This window comes from Pseudomonas sp. WS 5011 (assembly GCF_012985775.1).
GTDB lineage: Bacteria > Pseudomonadota > Gammaproteobacteria > Pseudomonadales > Pseudomonadaceae > Aquipseudomonas > Aquipseudomonas peli.
In genome coordinates this window covers 189,735-203,344 of record NZ_JAAQXA010000006.1, presented here as the reverse complement: position 1 = coordinate 203,344, position 13,610 = coordinate 189,735, and the positions used below count along the sequence as shown (strand labels likewise).

The 13,610-nt window shown below is 62.0% G+C and carries 12 protein-coding genes; 2 read left to right on the top strand and 10 right to left on the bottom strand.

The genetic code is table 11. The annotated features are described in order from the left end of the window. Nucleotides 1-53 precede the first annotated feature (53 nt). The 5 genes from HBN63_RS09220 to leuS form a co-directional block, all read right to left on the bottom strand. Nucleotides 54-1,337 (bottom strand): lytic murein transglycosylase, encoded by a 1,284-nt coding sequence (locus HBN63_RS09220; protein WP_170049192.1) that lies wholly within the window; start codon nucleotides 1,335-1,337, stop codon nucleotides 54-56. 72 nt (nucleotides 1,338-1,409) lie between these two features. Next, nucleotides 1,410-1,568: an alternative ribosome rescue factor ArfA gene (arfA, locus tag HBN63_RS09215; protein ID WP_090255580.1), complete on the bottom strand. Its 159-nt coding sequence runs from the start codon at nucleotides 1,566-1,568 to the stop codon at nucleotides 1,410-1,412. A gap of 82 nt (nucleotides 1,569-1,650) precedes the next feature. Next, the gene (holA, locus tag HBN63_RS09210) at nucleotides 1,651-2,685 is read right to left on the bottom strand and encodes a DNA polymerase III subunit delta (RefSeq protein ID WP_170049191.1); all 1,035 of its coding nucleotides are present in this window, start codon (nucleotides 2,683-2,685) and stop codon (nucleotides 1,651-1,653) included. 39 nt (nucleotides 2,686-2,724) lie between these two features. Beyond that, nucleotides 2,725-3,336, bottom strand: coding sequence for an LPS assembly lipoprotein LptE (lptE, locus tag HBN63_RS09205; protein ID WP_170049190.1), 612 nt, complete (start codon nucleotides 3,334-3,336; stop codon nucleotides 2,725-2,727). A gap of 72 nt (nucleotides 3,337-3,408) precedes the next feature. Next, on the bottom strand, nucleotides 3,409-6,021 hold the full coding sequence (gene leuS, locus HBN63_RS09200) for a leucine--tRNA ligase (RefSeq protein ID WP_170049189.1): 2,613 nt from the start codon (nucleotides 6,019-6,021) through the stop codon (nucleotides 3,409-3,411). A gap of 225 nt (nucleotides 6,022-6,246) precedes the next feature. Between leuS and HBN63_RS09195 the strand changes: the two genes are divergently transcribed. Both HBN63_RS09195 and HBN63_RS09190 read left to right on the top strand, forming a co-directional pair. Then, complete coding sequence (locus HBN63_RS09195) at nucleotides 6,247-6,690, top strand: hypothetical protein (RefSeq protein ID WP_170049188.1); 444 nt, start codon at nucleotides 6,247-6,249, stop codon at nucleotides 6,688-6,690. A gap of 26 nt (nucleotides 6,691-6,716) precedes the next feature. Next, entirely contained in the window at nucleotides 6,717-7,493 is a 777-nt protein-coding gene (locus tag HBN63_RS09190) for a YdcF family protein (protein WP_170049187.1), read from the top strand. Between the two features lie 27 nt (nucleotides 7,494-7,520). On the opposite strand, the gene HBN63_RS09185 is transcribed toward HBN63_RS09190, so the two are convergent. The 5 genes from HBN63_RS09185 to HBN63_RS09165 all read right to left on the bottom strand — a co-directional run bounded on the left by HBN63_RS09185 (nucleotide 7,521) and on the right by HBN63_RS09165 (nucleotide 13,435). Then, nucleotides 7,521-8,492: a peptide ABC transporter ATP-binding protein gene (locus tag HBN63_RS09185; RefSeq protein WP_170049186.1), complete on the bottom strand. Its 972-nt coding sequence runs from the start codon at nucleotides 8,490-8,492 to the stop codon at nucleotides 7,521-7,523. Beyond that, a complete protein-coding gene (locus tag HBN63_RS09180; RefSeq protein ID WP_170049185.1) occupies nucleotides 8,492-9,466 on the bottom strand; it encodes an ABC transporter ATP-binding protein in 975 nt (324 codons plus the stop codon). Before HBN63_RS09180 ends, HBN63_RS09185 begins: the two co-directional genes overlap by 1 nt. A gap of 10 nt (nucleotides 9,467-9,476) precedes the next feature. Then, nucleotides 9,477-10,388, bottom strand: a complete 912-nt coding sequence (locus HBN63_RS09175) for an ABC transporter permease subunit (protein WP_170049184.1) — start codon at nucleotides 10,386-10,388, stop codon at nucleotides 9,477-9,479. A gap of 152 nt (nucleotides 10,389-10,540) precedes the next feature. Beyond that, entirely contained in the window at nucleotides 10,541-11,551 is a 1,011-nt protein-coding gene (locus HBN63_RS09170; protein ID WP_170049183.1) for an ABC transporter permease subunit, read from the bottom strand. Nucleotides 11,552-11,836: 285 nt separating this feature from the next. Further along, nucleotides 11,837-13,435, bottom strand: coding sequence for an ABC transporter substrate-binding protein (locus HBN63_RS09165; protein ID WP_170049182.1), 1,599 nt, complete (start codon nucleotides 13,433-13,435; stop codon nucleotides 11,837-11,839). Between the last annotated feature and the right edge of the window lie 175 nt (nucleotides 13,436-13,610).

Below are 13,610 nucleotides of genomic sequence, written 5' to 3'. Positions count from 1 at the left end.
GCGCCGTGTGGTGCAAGCGCCCTGCCAGGTGGTGCTGAGTGCCGCTCAGTCGTCTACCGGAGTTGCTGCAATAACTCGTGGCTGGGGTAGCCATCGGCAGGTTGTCCCTGGGATTGCTGAAAAGCACGCACGGCCTTACGTGTGTTCGCTCCGATGATGCCGTCCGCAGGGCCAGGCTTGTAGCCTTTACTGGTCAGCAACTCTTGCAGCTCGATCCGCTCGCTGCGCCCCAGTTGGCGATCGTTACGCGGCCATGCGGCTTGTACGCCCGGATTGCCATCCAATGCATCACTCAGCAGGCCAATGGCCAGGGCGTAGGCGGTGGAGTTGTTGTACTTGAGGATGCTGCGGAAGTTATTCAACAGCAGAAAAGCCGGGCCACGATGACCGGCAGGCAAAAACAGCGTGGCCTGGCTCTGCTCGTTGGCATCAATGGCTCGGGCCGGGTTGATCCCCAGGATGCGCCACTGCGCCACGGTGCGGCGTATTTCGGGGTCTGCCAAGGCGTAATCGAAGCCCTGTGGCAGGTTTACCTCAAAGCCCCAGGGTTGACCATTTTCCCAGCCGGACGCCTGCAAATAATGTGCGGCCGAGGCCAGTGCGTCGGGGGCTGACGTCCACAGGTCGCGCCGCCCATCGCCATCGAAGTCCACGGCATGCTGATTGAAGGTGGTCGGCATAAATTGGGTCTGTCCCATGGCGCCCGCCCAAGAACCGATCAGCCCCTGCGTGGGCGCATCACCCGCTTGCAGAATCTGCAGCGCGGCCAACAACTGGCTGCGCCAGAACACTTGGCGGCGGCCATCGTAGGCCAGGGTGGCAAGGGAGCGGATGACGTTATGGCTGCCGATATTGCTGCCGTAATTGCTTTCCATGCCCCAGATCGCGATCAGCACTTCATGGTCCACGGCGTAGGTGCTGCGAATGGCTTTCAGGGTCGGCCGGTGTTGCGCCTTGAGCAGGCGGCCTTGGGCGATGCGCGAGACGGAAACGGCACCGTCGATGTACTCCCACACCGGGCGTGTGAACTCCGGCTGGCTGTTGTCGGAGCTGACCACTCTGGGGTCCAGGGTGATGTCGGCGAATGTACGGTCGAACAAGGCAGCGTCGATGCCAGCAGCAATGGCATCGCTGCGCAGTAGCATGCGCCATTCATCAAAACTGAGTAACGGGGTTGGACTGCTGGCCTCGTTGGCGGCTGGGCTGGCAGGGGTAGTGCTGGCTGTGACGGGCGCAGCGGCAAGTGGCTGCGCCGGCGCTTCGGCGCAGGCAGTCAGAAGCAGCAGGAGGCAGGCGATGGCGCTATGGGATAGGCCCCGAAGAAGCAGGTAAGGCATGGTGATCTCGGCACATTTTGCAGGCCGTAACCTTAGCATGATTGAGGCGGTATGCGGGCTGTGGCGGGCTTTTCAGGCAGCCAGAACGTATGAAGCCTCCCAGTTTTGCTGGGAGGCTTCGCGGCGGTAGCTGCCTTTGCCTTTGCTGGGTGTTTCCTGGCGGGAGCGAAACAGTGGCTGGGCGATTAGGGATTTGGCCTTATTTGGGCCGCGTTTGGCTTTCTTCGCCATGACGTTTCCTCGGCAAATGACCTGCACGTCGCAGGCGGGCGAAGCATGATCCGCACCCCGCTAAAAGTCCAGGGTTTGGCCGCTAGCGAGATAGGCCCAGGCGTTGACCGCAGATGTTTAGCGTCAACAGGCTCAGGCCGCTCCAGGGATCGCCGGCCGCCTGGCCTTTGATCTGCGCATCGATCTGCTGGGCATCCTGCAGCAGCGCAGCCCAACGTGCGGCCGACAGACGTTGCAGGGCTTTGCTGACCAGCGGGCGGCGCTTGTCCCAGACTGGCGGACGCGCGGAACTGAAGGCCTTTTCCAGCGGCATGCCCTGGCTGTACTGCTGGGCGATGGTGGCCAGCAGACGGATTTCCCGGGCCAGAGCCCAGAGAATTACCGGCGGCTCGACGCCTTCACCGCGAAGGCCTTCGAGCATGCGCAGGGCGTGGGCGGCTTCACCATTGAGGGCTGCATCGATCAGGCCGAAAACATCGAAGCGTGCACTGTCGGCAACCGAGGCATGCACGGTGTCGACGTCGATCTGCGTACCTTCGGCGAGCAACTTGAGTTTTTCGATTTCCTGCGCCGCGGCGAGCAGGTTGCCTTCGACGCGCACGGCAATCATGTCCACCGCTTCGGCGCTGGCGCTGAGGCCCGATTGCGCCAGGCGCTGGCGAATCCACTGCGGCAGCTGGTTGGCGTCGACCGGCCAGATCTGCACGAATTGCGTCTGCGCGCCGTCAATCAGTGCCTTGCCCCATTTGGTCTTCTGCGCGCTGCCGTCGAGTTTCGGCAGGCTGATCAGCAGTACGGTGTCTTCGGCGGGGCGGGCGAGGTATTCGAGCAATGCGGCTGCGCCTTTGTCACCGGGCTTGCCGTTGGGTAGGCGCAATTCCAGCAGGCGTTTGTCGGCAAACAGCGACAGGCTGGCACCGGCTTGCAGCAGGTTGCCCCAGTCGAAGTTGTTGTCGGCGTTGAACACCTGGCGCTCGCTGAAACCCTGCTGGCGGGTTGCCGCGCGAATGGCGTCGGTGGCTTCCTGGCAGAGCAGCGGTTCGTCGCCACTGACCACATACACTGGGCTCAGGTTGCCCTGCAGGTGTTTGCCGAGTTGTGCGGAGTTAAGCTTCATGCGTGCGCAGAGCGGGGCCGCTTGCGCGGCCCGGCGAGCTTACTGGGCGGGAATCGGCAGCTGGATTGGCGACTGCTGCGGTTGCGCGGCCTGTTGCTGGCGAGCGGCTTCCAGGGCATCGGCTTCGGCTTGAGCCTTGGCTTCTGCGGTTTGCTGGAGCTGGTCCAGTTGCGCTGGGCTGATCTGCTGCAGGCGCTGGACCAGTTGCTGGATCAGCTCACGGTTCATTTCCTGTTGCAGCTGAGCGGCCTCTTGGTCGCCACCAATCAGGTTGTTGCCGTCCTGGGTGTAGAAGCTCTGGGCTTCCAGTTTGTCGCTCATCAGCAGCAGGTCTTTGCTGCCACGGATCTCGTATTCCAGGGTCTTGCTCAGCTCGTACTCGGCGGTGCGGGCCGAGCTGGTAAAGCTGGCGGCGCGGCGATTTTCCTGCTCGTTGCTCAATACCAGGCGGTACTGTGCGCCTGGATAGACCTTGACGCCGTTGTTCTGCAGCACTTCGCGCACTTGGTTGACGGTTTCGCCATAGGCGTTGCGCGCGCTGACATCCAGTTCCTTGAGGGCGAACTGCACGTCACCGGTGCCACGCAGCTGGAAGCCGCAAGCGCTGAGCAGGGTGGCCAGGCCAATTACCAACAGATTCCGTTTGATCATCTTTTATCCCCTTGGCGTGTCTTGCGGCGCGCCGTTGTGCGGTCGCGCCGAGCTTAATCAGTTGGCGACTAGTCAGTTAGCAACAATGTTGACCAGTTTGCCTGGCACCACGATGACCTTGCGAATGCTCAGGCCTTCGGTAAAACGCAGTACGTTCTCGTTGCTGCGGGCGCTGGCTTCAACCTCTTCGCGGCTTGCGCTGGCCGGCACTTCAATCTGTCCGCGCAGCTTGCCGTTGACCTGGATCACCAGCGTCAGGCTGTCCTGTACCAGGGCAGACTCATCCACCTGTGGCCAGGCGGCATCGATGATGGCCTCGTCGTGGCCCAGTTCCTGCCACAGCTGATGGCTGATATGCGGCGTGATTGGCGCCAGCAGCAGCGCCACCGCTTCCAGACCTTCCTGCAACAGAGCGCGGTCCTGAGCTGTGGTTTGTGCAGCTTTCTCCAGCACGTTCATCAGCGTCATCACCTGGGCGATGGCGGTGTTGAATTTGTGGTGCTGGCCAATATCGAAGCTCGACTGCTTGATCGCCAGATGAATCGCACGGCGTACGGCCTTTTGCTCGTCATTCAGGCTGGCCAAGTCGAGTGCGCCGGCGATGCCCTGGTTGACATGGTTTTGCGCCAGACGCCAGACGCGGCGCAGGAAGCGGTTGGCGCCTTCAACGCCAGCGTCAGACCATTCGCAGCTCATGTCCGGCGGCGAAGCGAACATCATGAACAGGCGGCAGGTGTCGGCACCGAACTGATCGATCATCGACTGTGGGTCGACGCCGTTGTTCTTCGACTTGGACATCTTCTCGGTACCGCCGATTTCCACCGGCAGGCCGTCGCTTTTCAGTTTGGCGCTGATGACCTTGGCTTTACTGTCACGCTCCAGCTCGACATCGGCTGGGTTGAACCAGTCCTTGCCGCCGTTTTCCAGGGTGCGGTAATAGGTCTCGGCGACAACCATGCCCTGGGTCAGCAGGTTCTTGAACGGCTCGTTCGATGACACCAGGCCTTCGTCACGCATCAGCTTGTGGAAGAAGCGCGCATACAGCAGGTGCAGGATCGCGTGTTCGATACCGCCAATGTACTGATCCACCGGCAGCCAGTGGTTGGCCGCTTCAGGGTCGACCATGCCGCCGGTGTAATGCGGTGAGGCGTAGCGTGCGTAATACCAGGACGACTCAACGAAGGTGTCCATGGTGTCGGTTTCACGCTTGGCCGGCTTGCCGCATTTCGGGCAGCTGCATTCATAGAATTCAGGCATGCGCGCCAGCGGGCTGCCGGCACCGTCCGGCACTACGTCTTCGGGCAGTACGACGGGCAACTGGTCTTCCGGCACGGGCACATCGCCACAACTGTCACAGTGGATGATCGGAATCGGGCAGCCCCAGTAACGCTGACGGCTGATACCCCAGTCGCGCAGGCGGAACTGGGTTTTGCGCGCGCCATGGGCGTTGGCTTCCAGGTCCGCGACGATGGCGTCGAAGGCGGCGCTGAAGTCGAGGTTGTCGTACTTGCCGGAGTTGATGCTGGTCAGGCCGGCTTTGTCGCCGTACCAGTCCTGCCATTGAGTGGCGTCGTATTCTTTGCCTTCGCCGGTGTAGACCTGCTTGATCGGCAGGTCGTACTTGTTGGCGAATTCGAAATCGCGCTCGTCGTGCGCGGGTACGGCCATAACAGCGCCTTCGCCGTAACCCCACAGTACGTAGTTGGCGACGAACACCGGCAGCTTGTCGCCGGAGAGCGGATGAATAACGAATTGCCCGGTAGCAACGCCCTTCTTCTCCATAGTGGCCATGTCGGCCTCGGCCACGGAGCCGGCTTTGCATTCGGCGATAAACGCTGCGATAGCCGGATTGCTCTCGGCGGCGCGTTGCGCCAGCGGGTGCTCGGCGGCCACGGCGACGTAGGTGGCGCCCATCAGGGTGTCGGGGCGGGTGGTGTAGACCTTGAGCTGGCCGTCGATACCGACGCTGGCCTGGTCATAGTCGAATACCACGTCAGCACCGAAGCTCTTGCCGATCCAGTTACGCTGCATGGTCTTGACCTGTTCCGGCCAGCCATCCAGTTCGTCCAGGCTACTCAGCAGCTCTTCCGCGTAAGCGGTGATCTTGAAGTAGTACATCGGGATTTCGCGCTTTTCGATCACCGCGCCCGAGCGCCAGCCGCGGCCGTCGATAACCTGCTCGTTGGCCAGTACGGTCTGGTCCACCGGGTCCCAGTTGACGCTGCCGTTCTTACGGTAGATCACGCCTTTTTCGAACAGGCGGGTGAACAGCCACTGTTCCCAGCGGTAGTAATCCGGCTTGCAGGTGGTGACTTCGCGTGTCCAGTCCACAGCCAAACCCAGCGATTTGAGCTGGCTCTTCATGTACTCGATGTTTTCGTAGGTCCACTTGGCCGGCGCGACCTTGTTTTTCATCGCGGCGTTTTCCGCCGGCATGCCGAACGCATCCCAGCCCATGGGCTGCAGCACGTTTTTACCCTGCATGCGCTGGTAGCGGCTGATTACGTCACCGATGGTGTAGTTACGCACATGGCCCATGTGCAGCTTGCCGCTCGGGTAGGGGAACATCGACAGGCAGTAGAAGGTCTCCTTGCCCGGCTGTTCGCTCACTACAAAGGATTTCTGCGCGTCCCAATGGGACTGCGCGGCGGCTTCGATTTCACGGGGCGAGTACTGTTCTTGCATGGCTACCGGCGCTGGGAATAAGGGCTTGCGGGAAACGCGGTAGCATACATGAGCCCCGCTTATTCAGGGAAACCCTGATTGCGCTGCGCTCCAGCTATGGCGGCCTGGCCATGCTCGTCTGTTTCGCCTGGCCGGCCGCGCCGTTTGTCGCGAGGTACTGCCGGTTAAAGCGCGAACGCTAAGCTTGCTATAGGGAGCAGCAGCCTGCTCCGGGCGAGGTGCAGGATGGCGGAGTTTCGGCGTGGTGCAGCGGGTGGCGGGCTCTATGAGCGGCTGCTGCAACGCCTTGCCATGGCGTTGGATGAGGCGGATAGCCTGAGTGCACTGTCTGCACAACCGCCGCTGGAACTTGAGCTACGCGGGCTTACGGCGGCGGAAATGGAGCTGATTCGCGCTTATCTGAATCGCGACCTGGACTGGCTGCGCGGCTGGCATGCCGCAGCGCAGGAAATGGCGCAGATTGAGCAACTACCAAACTCACGTAAGATTGGCCGGTCCGGCCACAAACCCACCGCCGCGCTGCCCGGCAAGATCAAGCCCCTGCTTAAACGCCGTTTACAGCTGTGCTGCGCGCTGTGCGGCACCCTGGCGGGCTGGCAGTCCGGCAATGGCGTACAGGCCTGCAAAGCCTGCGGCTCGCAGTTGTTTCGGGCGAGCAATCATCGGTAGGCTGCGCGCACCCATGGAGGTGCTCAATGCCGATTCGCTACATCCTCAAACAGTTCTTCCTTCCGCCAGGCCTGTTCCTGCTTTTGCTGCTGGCCGCCTGGTGGCTGCGTCGGCGTTTTCCGCGTGTGGCTGCGGCTTGCTTGGTCGTTGGCTTGGGCGGTATGTGGCTGTTTAGCCTGCCGGTGGTGGTCGAGTACTCGGCGCGTGTGCTGGAAACCGAGCCGGCATTGAATGAGCGGCAATGGGCTGATCTGGCACAGCAGGCTGACGTGATTGTGGTTCTGGGTGGCGGGCGTGAGCTGGCTGACCCCGGTTGGGGCGCGGATCAGCCCAGTCTGTTGGCGTTGGAGCGGGTGCGCTTCGCGGCTCGTCTGGCCAAGACCTCGGGTTTGCCGCTGCTGACCAGTGGCGGGTTGCACTTTGGCGCACCGCCCAGTGAAGCGGCCTTGATGGCTGACGTATTGGCCCGTGATTACGACGTGCCGGTGCGTTGGCAGGAAGGCTTAAGCCGTACCACCTGGGAGAATGCGACCCACAGCGCTGAGCTGCTGAAGCAGGCGGGGATTACCCGCGTGGTGCTGGTGACCCAGGCCTGGCATATGCCCAGGTCACGCTGGAGTTTCGAGCAGGCGGGTTTGCAGGTAATCAGCGCGCCGATGGGCTTTCTCGGTACGCCCAATGGCCGGCCTGCCGGCGGCTGGCTGCCAGAAAGCAAGGCGGTCTGGCAGAACAGTTTGCTGCTAAATGAAGCAGCCGGACTGCTGGGTTACAGGTTGTTCTACAGGAGCCCGGTGCAGGAATAAGCCCCGCCTGGGCGGGGCTCGCATTATTTAGCTATTGATCTGCTCGGCATGATGGCAAGCCACTTGCCGCGCATCGAGCAGGCGCAGTGCCGGCTGTTCAACCTTGCAGCGTTCACTGGCGTGCGGGCAGCGTTGATGGAAGGCGCAGCCGCTGGGTGGCGACAGCGGGTTGGGCAGCTCGCCGCTGATCTTGATCTTCGGTTTGCTCGGATCAGGATGGATAGTCGGCGTCGCCGACAGCAACGCCTGGGTATAAGGATGCAGCGGGCGGTTGTAGATCAGCTCGCTGGGGCCCATTTCCACCGGGCGGCCGAGGTACATCACCAGCACATCATCGGCAACGTGGCGCACCACCGAGAGGTTGTGCGAGATAAACACATAGCCGGTGTTGAACTGCTCCTGCAGGTCCATAAACAGGTTGAGCACCTGGGCCTGGATCGACACGTCCAGCGCCGAGGTCGGCTCATCTGCCACCAGCACCTTGGGTTGCAGCATCATCGCCCGGGCCAGGGCAATACGCTGGCGCTGGCCGCCGGAGAACATGTGCGGATAGCGCTGGTAATGCTCGGGGCGCAGGCCGACCTGCTGCATCATTGCCTGCACCCGCTCGCGCCGTTCCAGACGCGACAGCTGAGTGTTGATCAACAGTGGTTCGCCGAGCTGGTCGCCGACCTTTTGCCGTGGATTGAGCGAGGCGTAGGGATTCTGAAAAACCATCTGCACATCACGTCGTAGCTGCTTGCGCTGCGCCTTGTTGGCCCCGGTCACTTCCTGCCCGGCGATCTGCAGCGAGCCCGAGCTGGGTTCCTCGATCAGCGTCAGGGCGCGGGCCAGGGTGGATTTGCCGCAGCCGGACTCGCCGACCACCGCCAGGGTCTTGCCCGCCTGCAGTTCAAAGGACACGCCATTCAGCGCCTGCACTTGAGCGTTGGACTTAAACAGACCGCGAGATATTTCGTAGTGCCGGGTGAGGTCGCGAGCAGTCAGGACGGCGCTCATCAGGCCACCTCCGCAGTCAGGTTGAGCGGGTAGAAGCAGCGCACGGCGCCGCGGTCATGGGCATCCAGGCTTGGCCGTTGTTCACGGCAGTTGGCCTGGGCGTAGGGGCAGCGTGGCGACAGCAGGCAGCCTACTGGACGGTCATAACGGCCCGGTACGATACCGGGCAGGGTGGCCAGGCGGCGCTGGCCCTGGCTGTGCTCCGGGATCGCCTTGAGCAGTGCTTCGGTGTAGGGGTGCGTTGGCGCGTCGAACAACTGCGGCACGCTGCCGATTTCCACCGCCTGCCCGGCATACATCACGCAGACCCGTTGTGCGGTTTCGGCGACTACGGCCAGGTCGTGGGTGATCAGCACCAGGCCCATGTTCTGCTCGCGTTGCAGGCCCACCAGCAGATCCATGATCTGCGCCTGAATGGTCACATCCAGCGCCGTGGTCGGCTCGTCGGCGATCAGCAATTTGGGCTCGGCGGCAATCGCCATGGCAATCGCCACCCGTTGGCTCATGCCACCGGACAGTTGGTGCGGGTAGGCATTCAGGCGGCTGGCGGCGGCAGGGATTTCCACCCGGTCGAGCAGCTGCAGTGCGCGCTGGCGGGCGGCCTGGCCTTTGAGATTCAGGTGCTGGCGCAGCACTTCCTCGATCTGGAAACCCACGGTAAAGCTGGGGTTGAGGGCGGTCATCGGGTCCTGAAAGATCATCGACAGGTCCTTGCCGACGATATGCCGGCGCTGGCGGCCTTTAAGCCTCAGCATGTCGGTGCCATCGAATTGCAGGCCGTCGGCACTGACGATGCCGGGCGCGTCGATCAGCCCCATCAGCGCCATCATGGTCACCGATTTGCCCGAGCCGGATTCACCGACAATCGCCAGCACTTCGCCCTTTTCCACGGACAGGTCGAGGCCGTCGACCACCGGGATGGCCGTGGCGTCGCCGAAACGCACGCTGAGGTTTTTGATATCCAATAGGCTCATGCGGGGTTCCTCACTGTGCATTCTTGAGTTTCGGGTCGAGTGCATCACGCAGCCCGTCGCCCATCAGATTGATTGCCAGCACGCTGAGCAGAATGGTCAGGCCCGGCAGGCTGACCACCCACCAGGCGCGCTCGATATAGTCGCGCGCCGAGGCCAGCATGGTGCCCCACTCAGGGGTTGGCGGTTGCACGCCGAGGCCGAGAAAGCCCAGGGCAGCGGCATCGAGAATTGCCGAAGAAAAACTCAAGGTGGCCTGCACGATCAGCGGTGCCATGCAGTTGGGCAGCACGGTGATAAACATCAGTCGCGGCAGGCTGGCACCGGCCAGGCGCGCAGCGGTGACGTAGTCGCGGTTCAGCTCGCCCATCACGGCGGCGCGGGTCAGGCGCACGTAGGACGGCAGCGAGACGATGGCGATGGCGAAGATGGTGTTGATCAACCCTGGGCCGAGGATGGCGACGATGGCCACCGCCAGCAGCAGCGAGGGCAGGGCCAGCATGATGTCCATCAGGCGCATGATCGACGGGCCGAGCAGGCGCGAAAAGAAGCCGGCGACCAGCCCCAGGAGGATGCCGGGAATCAGCGACATCAGCACCGAGGCCAGGCCGATCAGCAGCGACAGTCGCGCGCCATGGATCAACCGCGACAGCAGGTCGCGGCCGACTTCATCGGTGCCCAGTAGAAATTGCAGCTGGCCACCTTCCAACCAGGCTGGCGGGGTGAGCAGAAACTCGCGGTATTGCTCGCTGGGGTCGTGCGGGGCGATCCAGGGCGCAAACAGCGCGCAGATCACCAGCAGGATCATAAAGGCCAGCCCGGCGACTGCGCCCTTGTTGTGGGCAAAGGCCTGCCAGAACTCTTTGAGCGGTGAAGGGTAGAGCAGCGATTGATCAAGACTGGTGCTTAGGGTTTCAGTTGTCATAGTGGGCTCCGTAGAACCTGTGCATGGCCTCGCGAGCTAGCGCGAGACAAGGAAAAAGCGGCTGAGGAAGCGGAGTGTGCTGCTGCACATGAGCATTCCGAAGCTGGTTTTGACGCCGTATCGCCGACGCGCAGCAGGCCATGGGCAGGTTCTTAGCGCTGATGGCGAATGCGTGGGTTAGCCAATCCGTAGAGGATGTCCACCACGAAGTTGACTAGGATCACCAGGCAGGCGATTAGCAAAATGCCGTTCTGCACCACCGGGTAGTCACGCGCGCCGATCGACTCGATCAGCCATTTGCCGATGCCCGGCCAGGAGAAGATGGTTTCGGTCAGTACCGCGCCCGCCAGCAGCGCGCCGACCTGCAGGCCGAACACCGTGAGCACTGGGATCAGTGCGTTGCGCAGGCCATGCACAAACACCACGCGTGCCGGTGACAGGCCCTTGGCACGGGCGGTGCGCACATAATCCTCGCGCAGCACTTCGAGCATCGCCGAGCGGGTCATGCGGGCGATGACCGCGAGTGGAATGGTGCCGAGCACGATGGCCGGCAGGATCAGATGGCGCAGGGCGTCGACAAAGGCGCCTTCCTCACCGGAAAGCAGGGTGTCGATCAGCATAAAACCGGTGACCGGCGGGATGTCGTAGAGCAGGTCGATGCGCCCGGACACGGGCGTCCAGCTCAGCCATACCGAGAAGAACATGATCAGTAGCAGGCCCCACCAGAAAATCGGCATCGAGTAGCCGGCCAGCGAGATGCCCATTACCCCATGGTCGAACAGTGAGCCGCGTTTGAGAGCGGCAATCACACCTGCGATCAGCCCAAGGGTGCCGGCGAACAGCAGGGCGGCCAGGGCCAGTTCGACGGTGGCGGGAAACAGGGTGAGAAATTCGCTCCACACGCTTTCCCGGGTACGCAGCGATTGCCCCAGGTCGCCTTGGGCCAGCTGGCTGATATAGTCGAAATACTGGGCATACAGCGGTTTGTTCAGGCCCAGGCGCTCCATGGCCTCAGCATGCATCACCGGGTCGACGCGGCGTTCGCCCATCATCACTTCCACTGGGTCGCCGGGGATCATGCGGATCAGCGCGAAGGTCAACAGGGTGACACCGAAAAAGGTGGGGATCAGCAATAGCAGGCGTCGGGCAATAAAGAGCAGCATGCGGGTCAATGCTCCAAAAAAGGTGAGCGTGCATCGGGCTGCATGGCCGGACGCTGTTGTAGTGCGGTGAGTGGCTCGGCAGCCAGGTGCCGGTCGAGCGCGCATGTGGCAGGCGGGGTGCAGCAGGCAGCAGAGTGCCTGGTAGTTAGGTCGGGCCAGGTCGGTCCAGTCATCAGCGTAATCCTCGGGTTATACGGAGCCAGCAAACGGCAGCCGGGTAGGCCGCCGTTGTCCGGCTGGCGAGTGGCGGGGTAAGCCGCTCGCCAGCATGGTCGAGAACCGCTGTTACTTGACGCCGACGCCGTAGAACGAATTCAGCGCGAACGGGCTGATCTTGAAGTCCACGACCTTCTTGCTCATCGGCTGGTAGACCGTGGAGTGGGCGATCGGGGTGATCGGCACTTCACGCTTGAGAATCACCTGAGCCTGCTTGTACAGCTCGGTGCGTTCTGCAGTATCGGTCACGCGCTTGGCCGCTTTCACCAGCTTGTCGTAGTCGGCATGGCACCACTTGGAGAAGTTGTTGCCGTCCACTGCGTCGCAGCCGTACAGGGTGCCCAGCCAGTTGTCCGGGTCACCGTTGTCGCCACTCCAGCCGATCAGCATGGCGTCGTGTTCGCCGGCCTTGGCACGCTTGAGGTATTCACCCCATTCGTAGCTGACGATCTTGGCCTTGATGCCCACCTTGGCCCAGTCGCTTTGCAGCATTTCGGCCATCAGCTTGGCGTTGGGGTTATACGGGCGCTGTACCGGCATGGCCCACAGGGTGATTTCGGTGCCCTCTTTGACGCCGGCGGCCTTGAGTAACTCCTTGGCTTTTTCCGGGTTGTAGGCGGGGTCCTTGATGCTGTCGTCATACGACCATTGGGTCGGCGGCATGCCGTTGACCGCCAGCTGGCCGGCGCTCTGGTACACCGCGTCGATGATGCCCTGCTTGTTCACCGCCATGTCCAGCGCCTGGCGCACTTCGAGTTTGTCGAACGGCGGGTGGGTCACGTTGTAGGCGATATAGCCGACGTTGAAGCCGGCCTGTTCGGGCATGTCCAGGTTCGGGTCTTTTTTCAGCGCGTCCAGATCCGCCGGGCGCGGGAACAGGGTGACCTGGCATTCGCCGGCCTTGAGCTTCTGCATGCGCACCGAGGCGTCGGTGTTGATGGCGAAAATCAGGTTGTCGATCTTCACCTCATCCGGCTGCCAGTATTCCTTGTTGCCCTTGAAGCGGATCACCGCATCTTTCTGGTAGCGGCTGAACACGAATGGGCCGGTGCCGATGGGCTTCTGGTTGATGTCAGCGGCTTTGCCGGCCTTGAGCAGGCTGTCGGCGTATTCGGCGGACTGGATCGAGGCAAAGCTCATTGCCAGGTTCTGGATAAAGGCGGCGTCGACTTCGTTGAGGCTGAACTTGACGGTCATGTCGTCGAGTTTTTCAATCTTGGCGATGTTCGCGTCCATGCCCATGTCGGTGAAGTAGGGGAACTCCGACGGGTAAGCTTTGCGGAAGGGGTGGTCCTTGTCGAGCATGCGCTGGAAGGTGAACAGCACGTCATCGGCGTTGAAGTCGCGGCTCGGCTTGAAGTATTCGGTGGTGTGGAATTTCACCTTTGGGCGCAGGTGAAAGGTGTAGCTCAGGCCGTCTTCGCTGATGTCCCACTTCTCGGCCAGGCCGGGGATGACTTTGGTGCCGCCACGTTCGAACTGGCTCAGGCGGTTGAACACGGTTTCAGCGGCAGCATCGAAATCGGTGCCGGTGGTGTACAGGCCAGGGTCGAACCCGGCGGGGCTGCCTTCGGAGCAGAACACCAGGTTGCCGGCGGCGCTGGCAAGTGGCGTGCTGGCGATCAGCCCAGCGGCGAGTAAAGCCTGGATGACGGCGTTCTTACGCATAGTGACCTCATGGTTATTGTGGTTGTGATCCTGAGGGGCCTCTTGTGGAGACCTTGGGAGAAACTATGCAGGGCGTATGCCGTAGGCAAGTGACATGTCGCAGAGAGAACAGGAATGACGATGCAACAGTATGTTGGTGTCGCATATCTATAAAAGTGCGAGAAAAACATGGCAA

What these genes read in the sequence shown, in the direction of transcription:
- HBN63_RS09175 (WP_170049184.1), bottom strand. Translation starts at nt 10,388, where the DNA reads ATGACAACTGAAACCCTAAGCACCAGTCTTGATCAATCGCTGCTCTAC.
- HBN63_RS09170 (WP_170049183.1), bottom strand. Translation starts at nt 11,551, where the DNA reads ATGCTGCTCTTTATTGCCCGACGCCTGCTATTGCTGATCCCCACCTTT.
- HBN63_RS09190 (WP_170049187.1), top strand. Translation starts at nt 6,717, where the DNA reads ATGCCGATTCGCTACATCCTCAAACAGTTCTTCCTTCCGCCAGGCCTG.
- HBN63_RS09195 (WP_170049188.1), top strand. Translation starts at nt 6,247, where the DNA reads ATGGCGGAGTTTCGGCGTGGTGCAGCGGGTGGCGGGCTCTATGAGCGG.
- lptE (WP_170049190.1), bottom strand. Translation starts at nt 3,336, where the DNA reads ATGATCAAACGGAATCTGTTGGTAATTGGCCTGGCCACCCTGCTCAGC.
- HBN63_RS09165 (WP_170049182.1), bottom strand. Translation starts at nt 13,435, where the DNA reads ATGCGTAAGAACGCCGTCATCCAGGCTTTACTCGCCGCTGGGCTGATC.
- leuS (WP_170049189.1), bottom strand. Translation starts at nt 6,021, where the DNA reads ATGCAAGAACAGTACTCGCCCCGTGAAATCGAAGCCGCCGCGCAGTCC.
- arfA (WP_090255580.1), bottom strand. Translation starts at nt 1,568, where the DNA reads ATGGCGAAGAAAGCCAAACGCGGCCCAAATAAGGCCAAATCCCTAATC.
- HBN63_RS09180 (WP_170049185.1), bottom strand. Translation starts at nt 9,466, where the DNA reads ATGAGCCTATTGGATATCAAAAACCTCAGCGTGCGTTTCGGCGACGCC.
- HBN63_RS09185 (WP_170049186.1), bottom strand. Translation starts at nt 8,492, where the DNA reads ATGAGCGCCGTCCTGACTGCTCGCGACCTCACCCGGCACTACGAAATA.
- holA (WP_170049191.1), bottom strand. Translation starts at nt 2,685, where the DNA reads ATGAAGCTTAACTCCGCACAACTCGGCAAACACCTGCAGGGCAACCTG.
- HBN63_RS09220 (WP_170049192.1), bottom strand. Translation starts at nt 1,337, where the DNA reads ATGCCTTACCTGCTTCTTCGGGGCCTATCCCATAGCGCCATCGCCTGC.